Below are 22,441 nucleotides of genomic sequence, written 5' to 3' on the forward strand. Positions count from 1 at the left end.
AGCGATGACGGGCGATACCCCGCTGACGATATACCGCGACGTGGTGCGGCCCGAATGGGTCGACTACAACGGCCACCTGCGCGATGCGTTCTACCTGCTGATCTTCAGCTTCGCGACCGATGCATTGCTCGATCGCATCGGCCTCGACGACGCCGCGCGTCGCGAGCGGGGCCGCTCGGTCTACACGCTCGAAGCGCATGTGAACTACCTGCACGAGATCAAGGAGGGCACACCGGTGCGCGTCGATGCACGCGTGCTCGCGCACGACGCGAAGCGGCTGCACCTGTATCTCGAACTGTTCGCGCCCGGGCGCGACGATCCGGTATCGGCGAGCGAGCAGATGCTGCTGCACGTCGATACGCGCGACGGCGCGAAGTCCGCGCCGTTCGACGACGACGTGGCCGCACACGTGGCCGAGTTGCACGCATTGCAGCGCGACTGCGCGGCGCCCGCGTATGCGGGCCGCGTGATCGGGCTGCCGCCGCGCCGTTAGCCGGCGCGCACCTTCAACCGCGGAGCGCGCACGATGCTCGAACCGGAAATCGCGGCGTTCGTCGCTGCCGTCGACGCGTGGTATCCGGCCGACGCGGCGGCGCGCTCGCCCGACGCACAGCGGCGCCTCTACGACCGCTTCGCGGCCGAATGGACGCCGGCCGCGCTGCCGGACGGCATCGTGCAGCACGACGCCGTGTGGCAGACACCCGACGGCCGCGCGATCGCGCTGCGGCGCTACACGTCCATGCACGGCGCGCCGCGCGGCACCGTGCTGTTCTTTCATGGCGGCGGTTTCGTCGTCGGCTCGCTCGACAGCCATGCGCTGATCACCGCGCAACTGGCGGCCGATACGGGGCTCGACGTGATCGCGGTCGACTACCGGCTGGCGCCCGAGCATCGTGCGCCGGCCGCGCTTGAAGATTGCCTGGCAGTCACGCGCGCCGCACGCGATGCACGCTGGGCGTTCGGGCCGTGCGCGCGCCCGTTGACGCTCGCGGGCGACAGCGCGGGCGGGATGCTCGCGGCGGCGGTGGCCACCGCGTTACGCGATGCGGGCGAAGCCGGCCTCGACGGTATCGCGCTCGTCTATCCGATGCTCGGCTTCGAACCGCAGTCGCCCGCGCGTGAAACCGAAGCGCACGCGCCGATGCTGACGCTCGACGACGTTCACCGCTATCGCGCGCTGTATTGGGAAGGCGGCTTGTCCGATGCGCTGGCGCACGGCCACCCGCTGTTGCGCGCGTCGGTGCCGCTCGCGGCTTCGCGGTTCGACGGCCTGCCGCCCGTGCTCGCGATCGGCGCGGAACACGACCCGCTGCGCGACGATGCGCGCGTGTACGTCGAACGGATTCGCGCGGCCGGCGGGGCCGCGCACTACTGGATGGGAGAGGGGCTGGTGCACGGCTGCTGGCGCGCGCTCGGGACGAGCCCGCAGGCCGCTCGGATGCACCGGACGGTCGGCGGTTTTTTGCTCGCACCACACGCGTAGCGGGCGTTACCGGGAGGCAACGATGCAGGCAGCGCAACACCGTATCGAGGACTGGCGGACGTTTTCCGCCGACGCGGCCATTGCGGCGGCGACGATCGGCGACGGGGCGGTGGACGTCGAATGGAGCGACGCGCGACGATCGCCGTTTCATTTCGACTGGCTGCGCGACAACTGCGCGTGTTCCGCGTGCGTGCATGCGGTGACGCGGGAGCAGGTGTTCGAGATCGCCGATGCGCGCGAGGATCTGTGCGCGCTCGCCGTGCTCGTCGAAGCCGACGGCGCGCTGCATGTCGAGTGGAACGACGGGCATCGCAGCGCGTGGTCGCCCGGCTGGCTGCGTGCGCATGCGTACGACGATGCGTCGCGCGCGGAGCGCCAGGCCGCGCACGGCCGGCACGTGTGGGCCGGAGACGATGCAACGGCCATCGGCGTGTTCGCGTGGCGCGACGTGATGGAGGATGACGGTGCGTTGCTCGCGTGGCTCGCCGCTTTGCAGCGCACGGGGCTGACGCGCGTCGAAGGCGTGCCGGCCGAGCGCGGCCGCGTCGACGAGATCGCGCGCCGCGTCGGCCTGATCCGCGAAAGCAATTTCGGCGTGCTGTTCGACGTCGAATCGAAGCCGCGCCCGGACAGCAATGCGTATACGTCGCTGAATTTGCCGCCGCACACCGATTTGCCGACACGGGAATTGCAGCCGGGCGTGCAGTTCCTGCATTGCCTCGCGAACGACGCGACCGGCGGCGACAGCGTGTTCCTCGACGGCTTCGCGCTCGCGGACGCGCTGCGGCGCGAGTATCCGGCCGATTTCGAGCGGCTCGCGTCGACACCGTTCGAGTTCTGGAACAAGAGTGCGAACAGCGACTATCGCTGCTCGGCGCCGGTGATCGGGCTCGATGCGCGCGGCAACGTCACCGAGGTGCGCGTCGCGAATTTTCTGCGCGGGCCGCTCGATGCGCCGGCCGGCTCGGTCGCGGCCGTCTATCGTGCGTACCGGCGGTTCCTTGCACTGGCGCGCGAGCCGCGCTTTCGGGTGCAGCGCCGACTGCGCGCGGGCGACATGTGGGCGTTCGACAACCGGCGCGTGCTGCATGCGCGGACGGAATTCGATCCGTCTACCGGTCGCCGGCATCTGCAGGGCTGCTACGTCGATCGCGACGAGTTGCTGTCGCGGTGGCGCGTGTTGTCGCGCTCGGCAGCCGTCCCGCGCTGACTGGCGCACCCGGCTTCGTCCCGCACGCGCGCTTGCGTCGCGGACGAAAAAGCGCCCGGACGCGAGGCGCCCGGGCGAAGCCACCCGCTGCCGGGCGGCGGAGGTATGCGTTTCACAAAAAAGACGAGCCCCGCAACGGGGCTCGTCCTGAGACTGCTTCATCGCGCGATGCGCGGCGCCCGACGGGGGCGCATCGGCTTACTGACCGAAGAAGATCGAGTCGCGAGCGTTCGACGACGCTGCGGCCGGGGCGCCCGAGTGGACGACCGGAGCCGGTTGCGCGCCGTAGCCGCTGGTGTCGGCACCATGAACACGCGCTTCGGCGCTCTGGATGTCGTTCGGGTAGTACGGGCTCGACAGGCCCGGCTTGTAGCCGGCTTGTTCGAGCTGAACCAGTTCGTTCTTCACTTGCGCGCGGGTCACGGTGCTTTGGGCGAATGCGCCGAACGAAGCGGACAGGGCGGCAGCGGCAACGACTGCGGAAACGAGCGATTTCATGATGACCTCCGGTGTTTTATTGAGTTCGCTGTCGACACCATGTCTTGAGCGATTGATCAAATCTTAGTCATCGGAAGGTTCAGGGTAAACGCTGATTTTGACGATAGATTGTTTCTTGGGTGGTAACAGTGGCGCGTCGAATCAGTCTTTCAACCGGCTTTCTTTTCGGTCGGTGTAATAAGTCTGACGAATGTTGCGCGGCACGCATCGCGCTCAGCGCACTTCGGCCGCCGTGTCGAGCGGCCGGCGCGGCGAGCGTCCGGCCGGCGCGCCCGCGCCGAGGAAGCGCACGCCCGTCGCGGCTTCCGACGCTTCCCACAGCAGCGCCGCCGACGCCACGTCGCGCGCGGCACGCGGCACGCTCGCGCGCGCCGGCAGCCCGCGCGACTCGAACCAGCCGGACGGCCCGATATACGCGCCGCCGGCGAGATCGGGTGCGGTCGCCGCATGAATCGCGGGCAGCGCGCCCTGATCGGCCGGCTGCGCGAGATAACGGTTCGCGGCGCGCATCAGCGCGGCGCGAAGCGGCGCCCCGTCCATCGCCGGGCCCGCGAACTGCAGGTTGGTCGCCGCGTAGCCCGGGTGCGCGGCCACGCTGATGCCGGCGAACGCCGCGCGCTCGAAACGGCGCTGCAGTTCGATCGCGAACACGAGATTCGCGAGCTTGCTGTCGCAATAGGCGAGATAACGGTTGTAGCGGTGCTCGGCGCGCAGGTCGTCGACGCGGATCCGGCCGCCGCGGTTCAGGCCGCTCGACATCGTCACGACACGTGCGCGGCGCGCGGCGCGCAGCGCGGGCAGCAGATGGCCGGTCAGCGCGAAATGGCCGAGGTGGTTGGTGCCGAACTGCATCTCGAAGCCGTCGTGCGTATGGCGCAGCGGCAGGAACATCACGCCGGCGTTGTTGCAGAGGATGTCGACGCGGCCATGGCGTTCGGCGACGTCGGCCGCAAAGCGCGCGATGGACGCGAGGTCGGCCAGGTCGAGCGGATCGACTTCGACCCGGGCATCGGGATGGAGCCGGCGGATCGCGTCGGCGGCCTGCGCGGCGCGGGCGGCGTCGCGGCAACCCATCACGACCGTCGCGCCTTTCGCGGCCAGCGTTTCGGCGAGCTGCCAGCCGAGGCCGCTGTTGGCGCCGGTCACGACCGCGACCTTGCCGCCCTGCGCCGGGACGTGGCGCGCGCTCCATGCATGCATGTCTGCCTCCTTCGGCGCGACCGGGCGGTCGCGACGCGTAATCATTACATCGATTGATGTAACGATAGTGCGCGCAGGCGCGGCAGACAAGCGGGGGAATTAGGCACGCGCTTCTAGCGCGGGCGCATCGCGGGATGTCGAGCCCGTGACACGCGGCGGGCGGGATTTACCTGCCGCCGGCCAGCGCGAGCACTTCCGCGGCGGAGATCATCGCGGCCGCGTTCGCGGGGGCCGGGCGCTCGGCCGGGCGGAATACTTCGTCGCCGCGATGGATGACCTGGCGCGACAGCGCGCAGGTGCCGGTGCGCTGCGCGAAGCGGCGGCGCCAGCGCTGTTCGCCGTAATGACAGCGGCCGGGTTCGACCCAGCGGACGACGAGCAGCGTATCGGAGCGTTCGAGGATTTCGACGTGGACGTCGGTGGGATCGAGCACAGGCAGGGATTTGGAGGCCTTCATTTTGCCGTTTCCTAAAGCTCGTGCGGTTTCGGCCGTGGCAGTGGATGTCACTACCCGAGGGCGAATCCGTAGCGGTTTCCATGAGTGGTGCGCTAAATGTAAGCGTCTGTGACCGGAAAAAACATCCTGTCTGGCTCAAATTACCTTTTGCCGATTCAGAAACAATCCACGCTTATTTTCTTGAAAACCACAGACAAAAACGCCCCGGACGTGAAGTCCGGGGCGGAAAATCGGCCCGCGCGCCGTGTCTGCTCGCCCAGTCACGGTGCCCATCGCCGGGGGACGGAGGTGCCCGCAGGGATCGAACGCGGGCGGGGAGGCGACGGGCCGGAAGCGCGGTCCGGTACGTGATGATCGCGCGCGCATCCCGTTGAGACCCTGACGCGAACATGACTTTTTCGTCAGGTTCGCGCGGCGCCGCGCCGGGCGTGGGCGAAGGCGCCGCTCCAAGGCCCCGACGACAGGGGCGCTGCGGCAGATCCGGGAGTGTTCTTGCGGCGGCCGTCGACCCGCGAAGCTTCCCGCGTCGTCCGATTTTCCCGTCGGGGTAAATACTGAATCCTGATTCCGTGACAAACGCGAAACCGCTTCCTATTATTGGTTGGACCTTTAGTCCTTTGTGCCAATCGGCCGACGGCTGGCCGGCTTTTTCGGGAGAGTTGCTCATGAGATTGCAGGGCAAGCGCGCGCTGGTGACGGCGGCCGGGCAGGGCATTGGCCGCGCGACCGCGCTGCGGTTCGCGAGCGAGGGCGCCGACGTGCTGGCGACCGACATCAACGAAGCCGCGCTCGTGCGGCTCGAGGCCGATGCCGAACGTGAGGGCGGCCGGCTCGTCACGCGGCGGCTCGACGTGACCGACGCGCAGGCCGTCGCGGCGCTCGCCGCGCAGGAGCGCGCGTTCGACGTGCTGTTCAACTGTGCGGGCTATGTGCACCACGGCTCGATCCTCGATTGCGACGAAGACGCGTGGGCGTTCTCGCTGAACCTGAACGTCACGTCGATGTACCGGCTGATCCGCGCGCTGCTGCCGGCGATGCTCGAAGCCGGCGGCGGGTCGATCATCAACATGGCGTCGGCCGCATCGAGCGTGAAGGGCGTGCCGAACCGCTTCGTCTACGGCACCACCAAGGCGGCCGTGATCGGGCTGACCAAGGCGGTGGCCGCCGATTTCGTCGAACGCGGCATCCGCTGCAACGCGATCTGCCCGGGCACGATCGAATCGCCATCGCTGGAGCAGCGGATCGCCGACCAGGCGCGCACGCGCCACGTGTCGACCGACGAGGTGCGCCAGGCGTTCGTCGCGCGCCAGCCAATCGGCCGCATCGGCAGCGCGGACGAAGTGGCCGCGCTCGCGCTGTACCTCGCCTCCGACGAAGCCTCGTTCACGACCGGCGCGATCCATCTGATCGACGGCGGCTGGTCAAACTGACCATGTCAAACTGACCTGACCGATCGAGCCTTCCCATTCACCTTCCGTTTCCGTTCAGACGACGACATGAAACTGCTGAGATTTGGCGACAAACACCATGAAAAGCCGGGCCTGCTCGATGCGCAGGGCCGCATTCGCGACCTGTCCGGCGTGATCGACGACATCGCCGGCGATGCGCTGACGCCGGCCTCGCTCGCGCGGCTGCGCGACATCCCGCCGTCGTCGCTGCCGCTCGTCGACGGTACGCCGCGCATCGGCGCGTGCGTCGGCCGGGTCGGCAAGTTCATCTGCATCGGCCTCAACTATTCCGACCACGCGGCCGAATCGGGGATGGACGTCCCGAAGGAGCCCGTCGTGTTCGGCAAGTGGACGAGCGCGATCTCGGGACCGAACGACGACGTCGAGATTCCGCGCGGCTCGGAGAAGACCGACTGGGAGGTCGAGCTCGGCGTCGTGATCGGCCAGGGCGGCCGCTATATCGACGAAGCCGACGCGCTGTCGCACGTCGCCGGCTACTGCGTGGTGAACGACGTGTCGGAGCGCGAATACCAGCTCGAACGCGGCGGCACGTGGGACAAGGGCAAGGGCAACGACACGTTCGGCCCGCTCGGCCCGTGGCTCGTGACGGCCGACGAAGTGCCCGATCCGCATGCGCTGCGGCTGTGGCTCGACGTCGACGGCCATCGCTACCAGAACGGCACGACCGCGACGATGGTGTTCCGCGTGCCGCACCTGATCAGCTATCTGAGCCGCTTCATGAGCCTGCAGCCGGGCGACGTGATCTCGACCGGCACGCCGCCGGGTGTGGGCCTCGGGCAGAAACCGCCCGTCTATCTGCGCGCCGGGCAGGTGATCACGCTCGGCATCGACGGGCTCGGCGAGCAGCGCCAGCGCACCGTGCAGGCCTGAATTCCTTTCGCGGACGATTCGTCATGCCTATCATTCGATCGATGCGCGTCCTCGACGTGCGCTTCCCGACCTCACGCCAGCTCGACGGCTCCGATGCGATGAATCCGGACCCCGATTATTCGGCGGCCTACGTCGTGCTCGAAACGGACCGCGACGGGCTCGAAGGTCACGGGCTCACGTTCACCATCGGGCGCGGCAACGAAATCTGCTGTGCGGCGATCGACGCGATGCGTCACCTCGTCGTCGGCCTCGACCTCGACTGGATTCGCGAGGACATGGGCCGCTTCTGGCGGCACGTGACGTCGGACAGCCAGTTGCGCTGGATCGGCCCCGACAAGGGCGCGATCCACCTGGCGACGGGCGCCGTCGTCAACGCGGTGTGGGATCTGTGGGCGAAGGCCGTCGGCAAGCCGCTGTGGCGGCTCGTCGCCGACATGAGCCCCGAGGAGCTGGTGCGGGCGATCGACTTCCGCTACCTGACCGACTGCCTGACCCCCGACGAAGCGCTCGCGCTGCTGCGCCGGCAGGCGCCCGGCAAGGCCGAGCGGATCGCGACGCTCGAGCGCGACGGCTACCCGTGCTACACGACGTCGGCCGGCTGGCTCGGCTACAGCGACGACAAGCTGCGCCGGCTGTGCGGCGAGGCGGTGGAGGCCGGGTTCGACCACGTGAAGCTGAAGGTCGGCGCGAACCTGGAGGACGACATCCGCCGCGTGACGATCGCGCGCGAAGTGATCGGCCCCGATCGCAAGCTGATGATCGACGCGAACCAGGTATGGGAAGTGGACGAGGCGATCGACTGGGTGCGCGAGCTGGCGTTCGCGCGGCCGTGGTTCATCGAGGAGCCGACGAGCCCCGACGACGTCGAAGGGCATCGCAAGATCCGCGAGGCGATCGCGCCCGTGCAGGTGGCGACCGGCGAGATGTGCCAGAACCGCGTGCTGTTCAAGCAGTTCATCGCGCGCGGCGCGATCGACGTCGTGCAGATCGATGCGTGCCGCCTCGGCGGCGTGAACGAGATTCTCGCGGTGATGCTGATGGCCGCGAAGTACGGGCTCCCGGTGTGCCCGCACGCGGGCGGCGTCGGGCTGTGCGAGTACGTGCAGCATCTGTCGATGATCGACTACGTGTGCATTGCCGGCACGAAGGAAGGGCGCGTGACGGAGTACGTCGATCACCTGCACGAGCATTTCGTCGAACCGTGCGTCGTGCGCGGCGCGGCGTACCTGCCGCCGACGGCGCCCGGTTTCTCGATCGAGATGAAGCCCGAATCGCTGGAGCAATACCGGTTCCGCGGTTGAAGCACGGCCATGCACGATGGCGCGCGTCGCGCGTCGCGTGCGGCGACAACATGAACGACGGAGACGCGAAGTGGATCTGAATCTGCAACACAAGGTCGCGATCGTGACCGGCGGCGCGTCGGGCATCGGCGCCGCGATCTCGATGCGGCTGGCCGAAGAGGGCGCGATTCCGGTGGTGTTCGCGCGCCACACGCCGGACGATGCGTTCTGGCGCGCGCTCGTGCAGAAGCAGCCGCAAGCCGTGTGCCTGTCCGTCGAATTGCAGGAGGACGCGCAGTGCCGCGACGCGGTGGCGGAAACCGTCGCGCGCTTCGGCCGCATCGACGGCCTCGTCAACAACGCGGGCATCAACGACAGCGTCGGGCTCGAGGCCGGGCGCGACGCGTTCGTCGCGTCGCTCGAACGCAACCTGATCCACTACTACGTGATGGCGCACTACTGCGTGCCGCACCTGAAGGCCGCGCGCGGCGCGATCGTCAACGTGTCGTCGAAGACGGCCATTACCGGGCAGGGCAACACGAGCGGCTATTGCGCATCGAAGGGCGCGCAGCTCGCATTGACGCGCGAATGGGCCGTCGCGTTGCGCGACGACGGCGTGCGCGTGAACGCGGTGATCCCGGCCGAGGTGATGACGCCGCTGTACCGGAACTGGCTCGCGGGCTTCGACGACCCCGACGCGAAGCTCGCCGGCATTGCCGGCAAGGTGCCGCTCGGCAAGCGCTTCACGACGGCCGACGAAATCGCCGACACGGCTGTATTCCTGCTGTCGGAGCGCGCGTCGCACACGACCGGCCAGTGGCTGTTCGTCGACGGCGGCTATACGCATCTCGACCGTGCGATCAGCTGAGGGCCGCGATCCATGCAACCCGACCTGAACCTGCCCGCCACGCCGCCGCTGATCGCGCTGACCGGCATCGGCAAGCGCTTTCCGGGCGTGCAGGCGCTCGACGATTGCCGTTTCGACCTGCGCGCGGGCGAAGTGCATGCGCTGATGGGCGAGAACGGCGCCGGCAAGTCGACGCTGATGAAGATCCTCGCGGGCGTCTACCAGCGCGACGAAGGCGAGATACGGATGGACGGCCGCGCGGTGGAGATCGCCGATCCGCGCGGCGCGCAGGCGCTCGGCATCGGCATCATCCATCAGGAACTGAACCTGATGAACCACTTGAGCGTCGCGCAGAACATCTTCATCGGCCGCGAGCCGCGCGGCCGCTTCGGCGTGTTCGTCGACGAAGACAAACTGAACCGCGATGCAGCCGCGATCTTTCAGCGGATGCGGCTCGATCTCGATCCGCGCACGCCGGTGGGCCGGCTCACGGTCGCGAAGCAGCAGATGGTCGAGATCGCGAAGGCGCTGTCGTTCGACTCGCGCGTGCTGATCATGGACGAACCAACCGCCGCGCTGAACAACGCGGAGATCGCCGAGCTGTTCCGCATCATCGGCGACCTGCGCGCGCACGGTGTCGGCATCGTCTACATCTCGCACAAGATGGACGAGCTGCGCCAGATCGCCGATCGCGTGACCGTGATGCGCGACGGCAAGTACGTCGCGACCGTGCCGATGGCCGGCACGTCGATGGAGTCGATCATCGCGATGATGGTCGGCCGCCAGCTCGCCACCGAATCCCGCACGCCGCCCGATACGTCGGCGAACGATATCGCGCTCGAAGTGCGCGGGCTGTCGCGCGGCCGCGCGATCCGCGACGTCGGCTTCACGCTGCGGCGCGGCGAGATTCTCGGCTTCGCCGGGCTGATGGGCGCGGGTCGCACCGAGGTCGCGCGCGCGGTGTTCGGCGCCGACCCGGTCGACGCGGGCGAGATCCGCGTGCACGGCAGGGCCGTGACGATCCGCACGCCGGCCGATGCGGTCCGGCACGGCATCGGCTACCTGTCCGAAGACCGCAAGCACTTCGGGCTCGCGGTCGGGATGGACGTGCAGAACAACATCGCGCTGTCGAGCATGCGCCGCTTCGTGCGCCGCGGCGTGTTTCTCGATGCGCGCAAGATGCGCGACACCGCGCAGTCGTACGTACGGCAGCTCGCGATTCGCACGCCGTCGGTCGCGCAGCCGGCGCGCCTGCTGTCGGGCGGCAACCAGCAGAAGATCGTGATCGCGAAGTGGTTGCTGCGCGATTGCGACATCCTGTTCTTCGACGAGCCGACCCGCGGCATCGACGTCGGCGCGAAAAGCGAGATCTACAAGCTGCTCGACGCACTCGCCGCCGACGGCAAGGCGATCGTGATGATCTCGTCGGAGCTGCCCGAGGTGCTGCGCATGAGCCACCGGATTCTCGTGATGTGCGAAGGCCGCGTGACGGGCGAACTGCGCGCGGCCGACGCCACGCAGGAAAAGATCATGCAGCTCGCGACGCAGCGCGAGTCGACCGTGTTGTCCTGATTCCGATTCAGACGTCTACCCAATCATGTCCAACGATACGCATCCCGTTCCGCCCCTGGCCTCCGGCGACCCGCCGGCCGCCGCATCGCGCCTGAAGTCGCGCTTCTTCAACCCGGCCGCGCGGCAGAAGCTGCTCGCGTTCGCGAGCCTCGTGCTGCTGATCGTGTTCTTCAGCGTCGCGTCGCCGAACTTCCTCGAAGTCGACAACCTCGTGTCGATCCTGCAGGCCACCGCGGTGAACGGCGTGCTGGCCGTCGCGTGTACGTACGTGATCATCACGTCGGGCATCGACCTGTCGGTCGGCACGCTGATGACGTTCTGCGCGGTGATGGCCGGCGTCGTGCTGACGAAGTGGGGAATGCCGCTGCCGCTCGGGATTCTGGCCGCGCTCGGTTTCGGCGCGCTGTCCGGCTGCGTGTCGGGCTTCGTGATCGCGAAGATGAAGGTGCCGCCGTTCATCGCGACGCTCGGGATGATGATGCTGCTCAAGGGGCTGTCGCTCGTGATCTCGGGCACGCGGCCGATCTACTTCAACGACACGCCGGGCTTCACGTCGATCGCGCAGGATTCGCTGATCGGCAACCTGATTCCCGCGCTGCCGATTCCGAACGCGGTGCTGATCCTGTTCCTCGTCGCGATCGGCGCGTCGATCGTGCTGAACCGCACGATCTTCGGCCGCTACACGTTCGCGCTCGGCAGCAACGAGGAAGCGCTGCGGCTGTCCGGCGTGAACGTCGATGCATGGAAGATCGCGGTCTACACGTTCAGCGGCGCGGTATGCGGGATCGCGGGACTGCTGATCGCGTCGCGGCTCAATTCCGCGCAGCCCGCGCTCGGGCAGGGCTACGAGCTCGATGCGATCGCGGCCGTCGTGATCGGCGGCACGTCGCTGTCGGGCGGCGCGGGCAGCATCGTCGGCACCATCATCGGCGCGTTCATCATGAGCGTGCTGACCAACGGCCTGCGCATCATGTCGGTCGCGCAGGAATGGCAGACGGTCGTGACGGGCGTGATCATCATTCTCGCCGTCTACGTCGACATCCTGCGCCGGCGCCGCCGCTGAGGCACGCACCTGTGCATGCATGTGCTTCATCGCCGGTTCCGGCCGGCGTTCCAGTCGTTCCAGTCGATACGAAAAAAGGAGACGCGAAGTGATCAGGAGCAAGGTGTTGAATGCGGTCGTCGGGCTGACGTTCGCCGTCGGCGTCACGGCCGGCGCGCACGCGCAGGAAGCGTATATCCCGCTGATCTCGAAAGGGTTCCAGCATCAGTTCTGGCAGGCCGTGAAATCGGGCGCGATGCAGGCCGCGAAGGACTACAAGGTGAAGGTGACGTTCGAAGGCCCCGAAACCGAGGCGATGGTCGACAAGCAGATCGACATGCTGTCGGCCGCGATCGCGAAGAAACCGGCCGCGCTCGGCTTCGCCGCGCTCGACAGCAAGGCCGCGCTGCCGCTGTTGAAGAAGGCGCAGGCCGAGAAGATTCCGGTGATCGCGTTCGACTCGGGCGTGGACAGCGACATCCCGGTGACGACGGCCGCGACCAACAACAAGGCCGCCGCCGCGCTCGCCGCCGACAAGCTCGCCGCGCTGATCGGCGACGAAGGCGAGGTGGCTGTGGTCGCGCACGACCAGACGAGCCGCACCGGCATCGACCGCCGCGACGGCTTCCTCGACCGGATGAAGGCCGCGCACCCGAAGGTGCAGGTCGTGACCGTGCAGTACGGCGAAGGCGACCAGCTAAAGTCGACCGAAGTGACGAAGTCGATCCTGCAGGCGTATCCGAAGCTCAAGGGGCTGTTCGGCACCAACGAGGGCTCGGCGATCGGCGTGGTCAACGGCGTGCGCGAGATGAAGCGCAAGGTCGTGATCGTCGGCTACGATTCGGGCAAGCAGCAGAAGGATGCGATCCGCAGCGGGCTGATGGCCGGCGCGATCACGCAGAACCCGATCGGGATCGGCTACAAGACGGTCGAGGCGGCCGTGAAGGCGACCAAGGGCGAGAAGCTGCCGAAGGTCATCGATACCGGGTTCTATTGGTACGACAAGACCAATATCGACGATCCGAAGATCGCGGCGGTGCTGTACGACTGATTGCCGCGTCGAGCGGCGGGGGCGGCGGCAGCACACGCCGCCGCCGCTGCGGCGACCGGACACGAGGGCATCATGAGCGCAATGCGTATCGATTCGCATCAGCACTTCTGGCGTTATCGCGCGGCCGACTACCCGTGGATCGGCCCGGGGATGGACGTGCTCGCGCGCGACTATCTGCCCGATGCGCTGGGGCCGCTGATGCATGCGCAGGCGCTCGGCGCGTCGATCGCGGTGCAGGCGCGCGCCGGGCGCGACGAGACGGCGTTCCTGCTCGATCTCGCGCGCGACGATGCGCGCATCGCGGCGGTGGTCGGCTGGGAGGATCTCGCCGCGCCGCAGCTCGCCGAGCGCATCGCCGAATGGCGCAGCCCGAAGCTGCGCGGCTTTCGTCACCAGGTGCAGGACGAAGCCGACGTCGCGGCGTTCGTCGCGGACGCGGGCTTCAATCGCGGCGTCGCATGGCTGCAGGAGAACGGTTACGTGTACGACGTGCTCGTGTTCGAACGCCAGTTGCCGGACGTGCGCGCGTTTTGCGCGCGGCACGATGCGCACTGGCTCGTGCTCGACCATGTCGGCAAGCCCGCGCTGGCGGCATTCGAGCATGACGAAACCGCGTTGCCGCGCTGGCGCGCGGCGCTGCATGAACTGGGCGCGATGCCGCATGTCGCGTGCAAGCTGTCGGGGCTCGTGACCGAGGCCGACTGGCGGCGCGGATTGCGCGCGCGGGACATCCGGCACATCGAGCAATGCCTCGATGCGGCGCTCGACGCGTTCGGCCCGCAGCGGCTGATGTTCGGGTCGGACTGGCCCGTGTGCCTGCTGGCCGCGTCGTACGACGAAGTCGCGTCGCTCGTCGAGCGCTGGGCCGAAACGCGGCTGTCGGCGGCCGAGCGCGACGCATTGTGGGGCGGCACGGCCGCGCGGTGTTACGGGGTGCCGGCGTGAGTGCGCGGCTTCGTCGGACGCATGCCGGCGGCCGTCGTCGCGCATCGATGGTTGCGGCCGCATCGATGCGCGGGGCGGCTCACGGGCCCCGCCATATAAAATAGGCGCGAACGGTCTGCGCGATTCGTCGGACCGAAACCGATTACCAGCGTCGAACGTATGTCCATCCAGCCGATTCAGAACCGCCGTCTCTACCAGCAGATCGCCGACAAGCTCAGTGCGATGATCGAGTCCGGCGATTTTCCGCCGGGCAGCTACCTGCCGCCCGAGCGCGAACTGGCCGAACGGTTCGGCGTGTCGCGCACGTCGGTGCGCGAGGCGCTGATTGCGCTCGAAGTGAGCGGGCTCGTGAGCGTGCGCGTCGGCGACGGCGTCAAGGTGCGCCACCCCGAAACGGCCGCCGAACCCGACGTCGCGGAGAAGGTCGCGCCGTTCACGATCATCGAGATCGATCCCGAACTCGGCATCGCGCTCGACCTCGATACCGAAATTCCGCCGTTCGCGCTGCTGCAGGCGCGCCGGCTGATCGAGCCGGAGGCGGCGTCGCTGGCCGCGAAGCACGGCTCGGACGAGCAGATCGAAGGCATTCACGAAGCGTTCCTGCGCAACCAGGAAGACAACCGCAGCGGGTCGCTCACGCATCCGGGCGACCGGCTGTTTCATATCCGGATCGCGGAAGCGAGCGACAACGCCGCGTATGCGCTGATGATCAAGCAACTGCTCGCGCACAAGTACGACCCGATGTTCCAGCGGCTGCAGTCGCTGTACATGCCGAACGACATGCCGCACCGGTCGGAACTGGAACACCGCGCGATCCTCGATGCGATCCGCGCGCGCGACCCGGACGCCGCGCGCCGCGCGATGGCCGAGCATCTCGACGAAGTGATCCGGATCTTCGGCCGCGCGCTCGACTGAGCGCGCGGCTGCGCGTTCACGCGCTCAGAAGCGATCCGCGCGATACGGCGCCGGATCGGTGAACGGCGCTTCGCCCGTCATCATCTCGGCCAGCAGGCGACCGGTGACGGGGCCGAGCGTCAGCCCGTGGTGGTTGTGCCCGAACGCGAACCACAGCCCGCGATGCGCGGGCGCCGGGCCGATCACCGGGCGCATGTCGGGCGTGCACGGCCGGAAGCCGAGCCACGGTTGCGGGTCGAGCCGCTCGCCGAAACCGAACACGGGGCGCGCCACGCGTTCCGCGCGTTCGAGCTGCACGCCGGTGGGCGGCACGCGGCGCCGCGCGATTTCGACGCCGGTCGTCAGCCGCAGCCCGCGCGTCATGGGCGCGATCACGTAACCGTATTCGCGATCGACGATCGGCGCCGACGGCACGCCGCGCGCGGACGGTGCGTAGTGCATGTGATAGCCGCGCTTCTCGCGCAGCGGGATCGTGTAGCCGAACTTCCCGAACACCGTGTCGGACCACGGGCCCAGCGCGACGACGACGGCCGGCGCGGCGGCCGGGCCGGCCTGCGTGTCGACCTGCCAGCCCGGCGACAGCGCTGCGAGGCTCGCGGCGTCGCCCGTCAGCAGCGTGCCGCCGCCTTGCACGAAGAGTTGCGCATACGCTTTGACGAGCGCGGACGGATCGACGACGCTTTTCGGATCGAGCCAGTGCAGTGCGCCGCAGAAGCCGGGCGCGAGGCTCGGTTCGTGCGCGAGCAGCGCCGCGGCATCGAGCGGCGTGATGCCGAGCCCGTGGCGGCGCGCGGTGAGGCCCGCTTCGGCCACGCCGCGATCGAACGCGGCCGGCGTGCGGAACGCTTCGAGCCAGCCGTTCGCGCGGATCAGTTCGCCGGCGCCGGCACGCGCGATCAGCGCGTCGTGCTCGACGATGCAGCGTTCGATCAGCGGCAGCATGTCGCGCGCCGCCGCCGCGTGACGCGGCGGCGCCGATTCCCACCAGAAGCGCGCGAGCCACGGCGCGAATGCGGGCAGCGACGGGCTGTGCCAGTAGAGATCGGTCGAACGGTTCAGCGCGTAGCGCATCAGCGTGAACGGGCTGCGCGGGAACGGATACGGTTCGACCGACGAGCGCTCGATCAGCCCCGCGTTGCCGAAGCTCGTGCCTTCGCCAGGCGCGCCGCGATCGACGAGGGCGACTTTGCGTCCGCGATCCTGCAGGTGGAGTGCTGCGCAGACGCCGACGATGCCTGCGCCGAGAACGATGACGTCGAAATCCATCGGTATGAGTGGACAGCGGTCGAGACGGGTTGCAAACCGACGTTGGAGTCGGGGCGGATTCCGGAGGAAGCGGTGCTGGCGGGCAGCTTGTCGTTAGGATACTCGCGATGTCGCGCGATTCGCAAAGGCAGATCTGGTTTTTAACCGGATGCCAGGTGCGGGGCGGGCGTCATGTTCATCGATGGCAAGCGGTCGCTTCATGCACCAGCAGAATTGGCGGTTCCGAGCTGACCAACGGGCGTCGAATCCGCTCAACGCCCTTCACGCCATGCAGCCGCGAACGTCCGTGCCGCGGCGAAACAGCCGGCTTCGTCCCCCGGCGCCCCGATCAGCTGTACCCCCACCGGCAGTTCGCCGGGCACGAAACACGGCGCGACGATCACCGGCAGATCGGCGAACGAGATCGGCTGGGTGAGCATGCCGAGCGTCTTCGCGGGTTCGAGCATCGCGCCGTTGACGTCGACCGCGGCGTCCGTGAATCGCGGCGCCGCATAGGGCGTCGCGGCCGCGAGCAGGATGTCGTACCGGTCGAACAGCGTCGCGATGCGTGCCTGCCACGCCGCGCGGCAGGCGAGCGCGCGCGCATAGGCGGCAGCGGGCGTCGCGATCCCCGCTGCAACGCGGGCCCGCAATCGTTCCGACACGTCGGCGGTGGGCGCATCGAGCAGCGCCCAGTGCGCACGGGCGAGTTCCACATTCGACACGATGACGGCAGCTTCACGCACGCGCGCGGCTTCGGCGGTATCGATCGGAACCGTGTCGGTCGTGCGCAGGGCCGCCGCCGCATGCCGGACGCCCCGCCACGCGGCGGCATCGGCATGCTGCTCGAAATCGCCGGTCAGCACGGCGGCGCGCAGCGGGACGGCCGGGTCGCGCGGCGCCGGTCGTGCGTGCAACGGGCCGGTACCGAGCAGTGCGTCGTAGAGCGCGGCCAGATCGTCGATGTCGTTTGCGAACCCGCCGACCGCATCGAGCGTGGCCGCATACGGCACGCACCCGTCGCGCGACAGCCGTGCGGTGCCGGGGCGGAGGCCCCACACGCCGCACAATGCGGCCGGCGCGCGAATCGAGCCATTGGTGTCGCTGCCGAGCGCGAGCGGTACATAGCCGGCCGCCACCGCGGCGGCCGAGCCGCTCGACGACCCGCCGGTCATGCGCAACGGATCGGCCGGCAACCGCACCGCGCCGAAATGCGGATTCACGCCGGTGGCGCCGCACGCGAGTTCGTCCATATGCGTGGCGCCCACCGGAATCGCGCCGGCCGCGACGAGCCGGGCGACCAGCGCCGCGTCGCGGTCTGCCGGCGGCAGCGCGGCGCGCGCGGGCGAACCGGCGATCGTCACGTAGCCCGCCACGTCGAAATTGCCCTTCACGAGAAACGGTACGCCCGCGAGCGGGCCGGGATCGCGTCCGTCCCGCACGAGCGCGTCGATCCGCCGCGCGTCGCGCAACGCCCGTGCGTCGAAGGTGTGCGAGCACGCGCGATACAGCCCGTCGCGGGCGGCGATGCCGGCGAGCACGGCCCGCACGACCGACACCGCGTCGATCCGTCCGGCGCGAACGTCGGTCGCCACCGCAAGCGCGCTGCGCATCGGCAACGGCGCGCTCATGCGCGTTCCATCAGCCGGCGCGGAATCGACAGGATCAGCGCGGCCGCGGCGAACAGCGTGAATGCGAGCAGCGCCACGCCCAGCTCGGTGCTGCCGGTCAAGCCCGTCGCGTAGCCCATCAGCGTCGGGCCGATGAATCCCGCGACGGCCGCGCCGATGTTGACGAGCCCCGCGCCGCCCGCCGCCGCCTCGCCGGCGAGAATCCGCGACGGCAGGCTCCAGAACATCGCCAGCGTGCACATGATGCCGGCCACGCCGACGGTCAGGCACGCGACGGCGAGCACCGGATGCGCGTGCATGCCGAGGCTCGCGAGCAGTGCGATGCCGCCGAGCGTGACGGGCAATGCGGTATGCCAGCGGCGTTCGCCGGTGCGCACCGAATGCTGCGCATTGGCGACCATCGCGACCGATGCGACGAGATACGGAATCGCGCTGACGAGGCCGACCGCGAGGTTGCTGAGCGTGCCGAGCGCCTTGATCATCGTCGGCATCCAGAACACGAGGCCATAGTTGCCGACGTTGTAGAGGAACGAGGTCGCGACCAGCAGCCACAGCGTCGGCTCGCGCAGCGCGGCACCGAGGCGTGTGCGCTTGCCTGCGGATTCCTGCGCCATTTCCGCGTGAATCAGGCGCTTGTCCGCGTCGGTCAGCCACGCGGCGTCGTCGACGCGTTCGGTCACGCGGGCGAGCAGATACAGGCCGAGCACGATCGCGGGCAGCCCTTCGAGCAGGAACATCCATTGCCAGCCGCGCAGCCCGAAGCCGCCGTGCGTCGCGTCCATGATCCAGCCGGACAGCGGCGCGCCGACGATCACGCCGAGCGGCATCGCGAGAAACAGCAGCGCCATGACCTTGGCCAGCCGGTGCGACGGGAACCACACGCTGAAATACGCGATCACGGCCGGAAAGAAGCTCGCCTCGGTCACGCCGAGCAGGAAGCGCAGCGCGTAGAAGCTGGCCGTGTCGTGCGTCGCGAGCGTGGCGACCGACACGACGCCCCACGACAGCATCGAGCCGGCCAGGCAGCGCTTCACACCGATCCGGCGCACGAGCCAGCCGGCCGGCACCTGAAGCAGCAGGTAGCCGACGAAGAACAGCCCCGCGCCGACACCGTACGCGGCGTCCGACAAATGCAGGTCGTTCACCATCTGCAGCTTCGCGAAGCCGACGTTCACGCGGTCGAGGTAGCCGAAGAAGTAGCAGACCAGGATCAGCGGGATGATGCGCCGGCTCAGGCGTGCGTACAGCGCGTCGACGTCGGGCGCGCAGGCGCTTGCGCCGTGGTCCGTGCCGGTCTGGATGTCGCGCGGCGCGGCGGCGCCATGGGAATTCGTCATCGTGACTCCGTGCGGGTTGAGCCGCGAGGCCGTTGCGTCGTGCGTGGCCTCACGCGGGCGGGGCGGAAGGAGGGCATGCGACTAGACCGCGCGGCGCAGCGCGAGGCCCGGGCGTACGCCGGTATGCCGGCCGTGTTCGAGCACCGCGCGGCCGTTGACGAACACGTGCTCGATGCCTTCGGGGCGCAGCGTCGGGCTGGCGAACGTTGCGCGGTCGATCACGCGCGCGGGGTCGAATACGACGAGATCGGCGTAGTAACCGACCGCAAGCCGCCCGCGCTCGGCGATGCCGAACTGCTCGGCCGTGAGGCCCGTCATCTTGCGCACGGCCGCTTCGAGCGGAAACAGCTTGCGTTCGCGCGAGAATTCGCCGAGCACGCGCGGGAACGTGCCCCACAGGCGCGGATGCGGGCGCGCATCGTTCGGCAGACCGTCGGAGCCGACCATCGCCAGTTCGTGCCCGATGATGCGCTCGACGTCGGCTTCGTCCATCACGAAGTAGATCGCGCCGGCCGGTTGCAACGCGTCGATCGCGGCGTCGATCGAATCGCCGAACAGCGGCAGCAGCTCGTGGAAATCGCGGCCCGCGAGTTCGGGGTGCGGCCGCGACCACGCGAGCAGCACGCGCGACGACTGGCGGATGCGGTCGGCGCGCAGCATCGTCGACGTGGCCGGATACGGATGGCAGTCGAGGCACAGCGGTTGGTGCGCGCGCTGTGCGTCGATATGCGCGAGCGTTTCGGCCGAGCGGCCGTGATTGGCCTTGCCGGCGACCTTGTGGTGCGACAGCACGACGCGCACGCCGAGCGCGCGCCCGATCGAGAACGCCTCGTCGAGCGACGCGATGATCGCGTCGGTCTCGTCGCGCAGGTGGGTGGCGAACACGCCGCCCGTCTCGCGCAGCGGCGCGCACACGTCGATCAGTTCGTCGGTCGTGGCCGCCATCGCCGGCGGATAGAACGTGCCCGACGATACGCCGAACGCGCCGGCGGCCATCGCATCGCGCACGTCGGCGGCCATCGCGGCGATTTCCGTGGGGCTGGCGGCGCGGCCGAGGTCGGCCATGTGCCGCACGCGCAACGTCGAATGACCGACGAGGGCCGCGGTGTTGACGGCGGAGGGCGCGGCATCCAGCGCGTCGAGATATGCGCCGAACGACGCGAAGCGAAAGTGCTGCCATGCGCCGAGTAGGTCGAGCGGCTGCGGCACGTCCTGTTGCGCGAGCAGCGGCGCGAGGCTGATCCCGCAGTTGCCGGCGATCACGGTCGTGACGCCCTGTGCAACCTTGGGCTCGACGTCCGGATCGGTCAGCACGAACGCGTCGTCGTGCGTGTGGCTGTCGATGAATCCGGGGGCGACGACCTGGCCGGCCGCGTCGATCACGCGCGCGGCGCTCGCATCGCGCAGGTCGCCGATCGCGGCGATGCGCGCGCCGGTCACGCCGAGATCGGCGTCGAAGCGCGCGGCGCCCGTGCCGTCGATCAGCGCGCCGCCGCGCAGGATGACGTCGAAATGCATGATGGCTCCTCGTGTCCCCGCCGGCCTGGGCGGCCGGCTTCCGGGGGATGAGTTGCCGATCGTCCCCGGCCAATAACCGGCCGTCCAATGCGAGTGCGCAAGCGATTCATGCGCGGCAGTCATCAATGCCGGCGTGCCGCGCGAGGGTCAGGCGAGCGATGCCTTCACCAGCGCGTGCAGGTCGCTCGCGAAGCTGGACATCGAGATCGTGCGGTGCCGCACGATGCCGACGGTGCGCTCGATCGTCGGGCTCGCGATCGGGACGGCGCGCACGGCAGGCGTGCCGTACGCGCGCAGCGCGCTTTCCGGCAGGATCGCGCAGCCGACGCCCGACGCGACGAGCGCCGCGACGCTCGAAATGTGCTCGACCTCGTAGAACCAGCGGGTCCGCACGGCTTCCTGGCCCATCAGCATTTCGAGCAGCAGGCGGTTGCCGCTGTCGCGTCCGCCGATGATCAGCTTCGCCTGCCGCAGCTCGCCGAGCGTGACGCTGTCGGCGCGCGCGAGCGGGTCGCCGTCGTGCACCGCGAGCACGTAGCGATCGGTGAACAGCGGCTCGAACAGCAGCTCGTCGTCGTCGCCCGGATGCAGGCTCACGCCGAATTCGGCGATGCCGGCGCGCACCTGCGACAGCACGAAGTCGTGATTGCCGTCGAGGATCTGCACGGCGACCTGCGGGTATTTGGCCGCGTAGTGCCGCAGCACGTCGGGCAGTGCGCGCGCGACGACGGTCGGGATCGCGGCGAGCCGCACCTTGCCGTAGCGCTTCTCGGCGATTTCCCGGATCGACGACAGCATCGTGCCGAGCTGCGCGATCTGTTCGCGCGCCATCGGCAGGAACTGGCGGCCCACGCCCGTCAGCGTGACGCTGCGGGTCGTGCGCTGGAACAGCTCGACGCCGAGCGTCTGCTCGAGTTTCTGGATGCGCCGTGACAGGCCCGGCTGCGTGAGGTGCAGCTTCTCCGCGGCACGATGAAACGTGCCGAGCTCCGCCACGGCGACGAACGCTTCGAGTTCCGAGTTTTCGACTTTCATGGCGATGCGCGCTCCCGGTCCGCTCCGGCGGCATGGAACGGCACGCCGGCAGCAAGCCGCCATTGTCGTCGAAATCGCGCGGGGAGCAACGCGGCCGGGCGCCGCGCCGTCAGAGCGTCGCGAACAGCTTGCCCCAGCGCGTGAGCCCGCGCGTATCGACGCCCGCCATCCGCAACGCCTTCCACACCACGGTCGCGACCGTGTCATAAGCGGCGATCCCGGTCGCCTGCTCGAACGGCCCGACGAGATGCGCGGCATGCAGGTTCGTGCAGAACGTCGCCACCGCATCGGGTCGTGCTTGCGCGGTCTTGCGCATCAGCGCGGCGAGCTGCGTGTCGGGCACATCCGCGAAGCTGGCGTTCTCGCGCAGCCCGAGATGCTGCTCGGCCACGCAATCGATGCCGAGCTGCGCGTACTGCCGCACGATCCGCTGCTGTACGTCGTCCAGATACGGCGTGACGAGGCCGAGCCGCCGCACGCCGGTGCGTTCGAGCAACTCGTTCAGCGCGAGTACCGATGTCGTCGCCGCAATGCCGGTCGCTTTCTCGATGCTGCGACACAGCGCGGCGTCGCGCTCGAAGCCGAGCCAGCCGGCCGACGTGCCGCTCCAGCCGATCACGTCCACGCGCGCGTCGGCGAGCTGGCGGGCCGCGACGAGGATGCGCGTCGCGTCGAACTGGTCGAGCGCGGCCTCGGTGAGCGCAATCTCGGTGACGGTGAAGCGCGCGAAATGCACGCTGACGCCCGGCAGCCCGGCGACGATCGCGGTCGTCAGCGGTTCGAGCGCGGTGTTCGACGACGGCGTCAGGATGCCGATGCGGATGCGCGGGTTCATC

The 22,441-nt window shown here is 69.0% G+C and carries 21 protein-coding genes; 12 read left to right on the plus strand and 9 right to left on the minus strand.

Annotated elements, in window-relative coordinates; genetic code table 11:
- Nucleotides 1-4 precede the first annotated feature (4 nt).
- The 3 genes from HWX08_RS00495 to HWX08_RS00505 are packed head-to-tail and all read left to right on the plus strand — an operon-like array spanning nt 5 to nt 2,693.
- Complete coding sequence (locus HWX08_RS00495) at nt 5-493, plus strand: thioesterase family protein (protein ID WP_069260566.1); 489 nt, start codon at nt 5-7, stop codon at nt 491-493.
- 33 nt (nt 494-526) lie between these two features.
- Complete coding sequence (locus HWX08_RS00500) at nt 527-1,483, plus strand: alpha/beta hydrolase (RefSeq protein WP_174920884.1); 957 nt, start codon at nt 527-529, stop codon at nt 1,481-1,483.
- A 22-nt stretch (nt 1,484-1,505) separates the two neighbouring features.
- Entirely contained in the window at nt 1,506-2,693 is a 1,188-nt protein-coding gene (locus HWX08_RS00505; protein WP_174920883.1) for a TauD/TfdA family dioxygenase, read from the plus strand.
- A 198-nt stretch (nt 2,694-2,891) separates the two neighbouring features.
- On the opposite strand, the gene HWX08_RS00510 is transcribed toward HWX08_RS00505, so the two are convergent.
- The 3 genes from HWX08_RS00510 to HWX08_RS00520 form a co-directional block, all read right to left on the minus strand.
- Nucleotides 2,892-3,191 (minus strand): DUF4148 domain-containing protein, encoded by a 300-nt coding sequence (locus tag HWX08_RS00510; RefSeq protein WP_069260563.1) that lies wholly within the window; start codon nt 3,189-3,191, stop codon nt 2,892-2,894.
- 213 nt (nt 3,192-3,404) lie between these two features.
- Nucleotides 3,405-4,391 carry an oxidoreductase gene (locus HWX08_RS00515; protein ID WP_174920882.1) on the minus strand — a complete coding sequence of 329 codons (987 nt, stop codon included), beginning with the start codon at nt 4,389-4,391 and terminating at the stop codon, nt 3,405-3,407.
- 166 nt (nt 4,392-4,557) lie between these two features.
- Nucleotides 4,558-4,848: a DUF3331 domain-containing protein gene (locus tag HWX08_RS00520; RefSeq protein WP_069260562.1), complete on the minus strand. Its 291-nt coding sequence runs from the start codon at nt 4,846-4,848 to the stop codon at nt 4,558-4,560.
- Between the two features lie 665 nt (nt 4,849-5,513).
- Here HWX08_RS00520 and HWX08_RS00525 point away from each other — a divergent pair.
- The 9 genes from HWX08_RS00525 to HWX08_RS00565 all read left to right on the plus strand — a co-directional run bounded on the left by HWX08_RS00525 (nt 5,514) and on the right by HWX08_RS00565 (nt 14,839).
- Nucleotides 5,514-6,278 carry an SDR family oxidoreductase gene (locus HWX08_RS00525; RefSeq protein WP_174920881.1) on the plus strand — a complete coding sequence of 255 codons (765 nt, stop codon included), beginning with the start codon at nt 5,514-5,516 and terminating at the stop codon, nt 6,276-6,278.
- A 66-nt stretch (nt 6,279-6,344) separates the two neighbouring features.
- Nucleotides 6,345-7,187, plus strand: a complete 843-nt coding sequence (locus HWX08_RS00530; RefSeq protein WP_107311869.1) for an ureidoglycolate lyase — start codon at nt 6,345-6,347, stop codon at nt 7,185-7,187.
- Between the two features lie 23 nt (nt 7,188-7,210).
- On the plus strand, nt 7,211-8,488 hold the full coding sequence (locus HWX08_RS00535; protein ID WP_069260559.1) for an L-fuconate dehydratase: 1,278 nt from the start codon (nt 7,211-7,213) through the stop codon (nt 8,486-8,488).
- Nucleotides 8,489-8,558: 70 nt separating this feature from the next.
- Nucleotides 8,559-9,335 (plus strand): SDR family oxidoreductase, encoded by a 777-nt coding sequence (locus HWX08_RS00540; RefSeq protein WP_174920880.1) that lies wholly within the window; start codon nt 8,559-8,561, stop codon nt 9,333-9,335.
- Between the two features lie 12 nt (nt 9,336-9,347).
- Nucleotides 9,348-10,886, plus strand: a complete 1,539-nt coding sequence (locus tag HWX08_RS00545; protein WP_069260557.1) for a sugar ABC transporter ATP-binding protein — start codon at nt 9,348-9,350, stop codon at nt 10,884-10,886.
- Nucleotides 10,887-10,911: 25 nt separating this feature from the next.
- Nucleotides 10,912-11,949, plus strand: a complete 1,038-nt coding sequence (locus HWX08_RS00550) for an ABC transporter permease (RefSeq protein ID WP_069260556.1) — start codon at nt 10,912-10,914, stop codon at nt 11,947-11,949.
- Between the two features lie 88 nt (nt 11,950-12,037).
- Nucleotides 12,038-12,979: an ABC transporter substrate-binding protein gene (locus HWX08_RS00555; RefSeq protein ID WP_069260555.1), complete on the plus strand. Its 942-nt coding sequence runs from the start codon at nt 12,038-12,040 to the stop codon at nt 12,977-12,979.
- Between the two features lie 72 nt (nt 12,980-13,051).
- Nucleotides 13,052-13,924, plus strand: a complete 873-nt coding sequence (locus tag HWX08_RS00560; protein ID WP_174920879.1) for an L-fucono-1,5-lactonase — start codon at nt 13,052-13,054, stop codon at nt 13,922-13,924.
- Between the two features lie 159 nt (nt 13,925-14,083).
- Nucleotides 14,084-14,839 (plus strand): FadR/GntR family transcriptional regulator, encoded by a 756-nt coding sequence (locus tag HWX08_RS00565; RefSeq protein ID WP_069260553.1) that lies wholly within the window; start codon nt 14,084-14,086, stop codon nt 14,837-14,839.
- Between the two features lie 24 nt (nt 14,840-14,863).
- Here HWX08_RS00565 and HWX08_RS00570 read toward each other — a convergent pair whose 3' ends face one another.
- From HWX08_RS00570 to HWX08_RS00595, 6 genes are all read right to left on the minus strand, one after another.
- Complete coding sequence (locus HWX08_RS00570) at nt 14,864-16,105, minus strand: NAD(P)/FAD-dependent oxidoreductase (RefSeq protein WP_069260552.1); 1,242 nt, start codon at nt 16,103-16,105, stop codon at nt 14,864-14,866.
- A gap of 251 nt (nt 16,106-16,356) precedes the next feature.
- Nucleotides 16,357-17,697, minus strand: coding sequence for an amidase family protein (locus tag HWX08_RS00575; protein ID WP_174920942.1), 1,341 nt, complete (start codon nt 17,695-17,697; stop codon nt 16,357-16,359).
- Between the two features lie 14 nt (nt 17,698-17,711).
- Nucleotides 17,712-19,052 (minus strand): MFS transporter, encoded by a 1,341-nt coding sequence (locus HWX08_RS00580; RefSeq protein WP_174920878.1) that lies wholly within the window; start codon nt 19,050-19,052, stop codon nt 17,712-17,714.
- 81 nt (nt 19,053-19,133) lie between these two features.
- Nucleotides 19,134-20,570: an N-acyl-D-amino-acid deacylase family protein gene (locus HWX08_RS00585; RefSeq protein WP_174920877.1), complete on the minus strand. Its 1,437-nt coding sequence runs from the start codon at nt 20,568-20,570 to the stop codon at nt 19,134-19,136.
- 147 nt (nt 20,571-20,717) lie between these two features.
- The gene (locus HWX08_RS00590) at nt 20,718-21,605 is read right to left on the minus strand and encodes a LysR family transcriptional regulator (protein ID WP_174920876.1); all 888 of its coding nucleotides are present in this window, start codon (nt 21,603-21,605) and stop codon (nt 20,718-20,720) included.
- A gap of 109 nt (nt 21,606-21,714) precedes the next feature.
- Nucleotides 21,715-22,440 carry a maleate cis-trans isomerase family protein gene (locus tag HWX08_RS00595; protein WP_174920875.1) on the minus strand — a complete coding sequence of 242 codons (726 nt, stop codon included), beginning with the start codon at nt 22,438-22,440 and terminating at the stop codon, nt 21,715-21,717.
- Between the last annotated feature and the right edge of the window lies 1 nt (nt 22,441).

The sequence above is a fragment of the Burkholderia metallica genome (assembly GCF_902832845.1).
Lineage (GTDB): Bacteria > Pseudomonadota > Gammaproteobacteria > Burkholderiales > Burkholderiaceae > Burkholderia > Burkholderia metallica.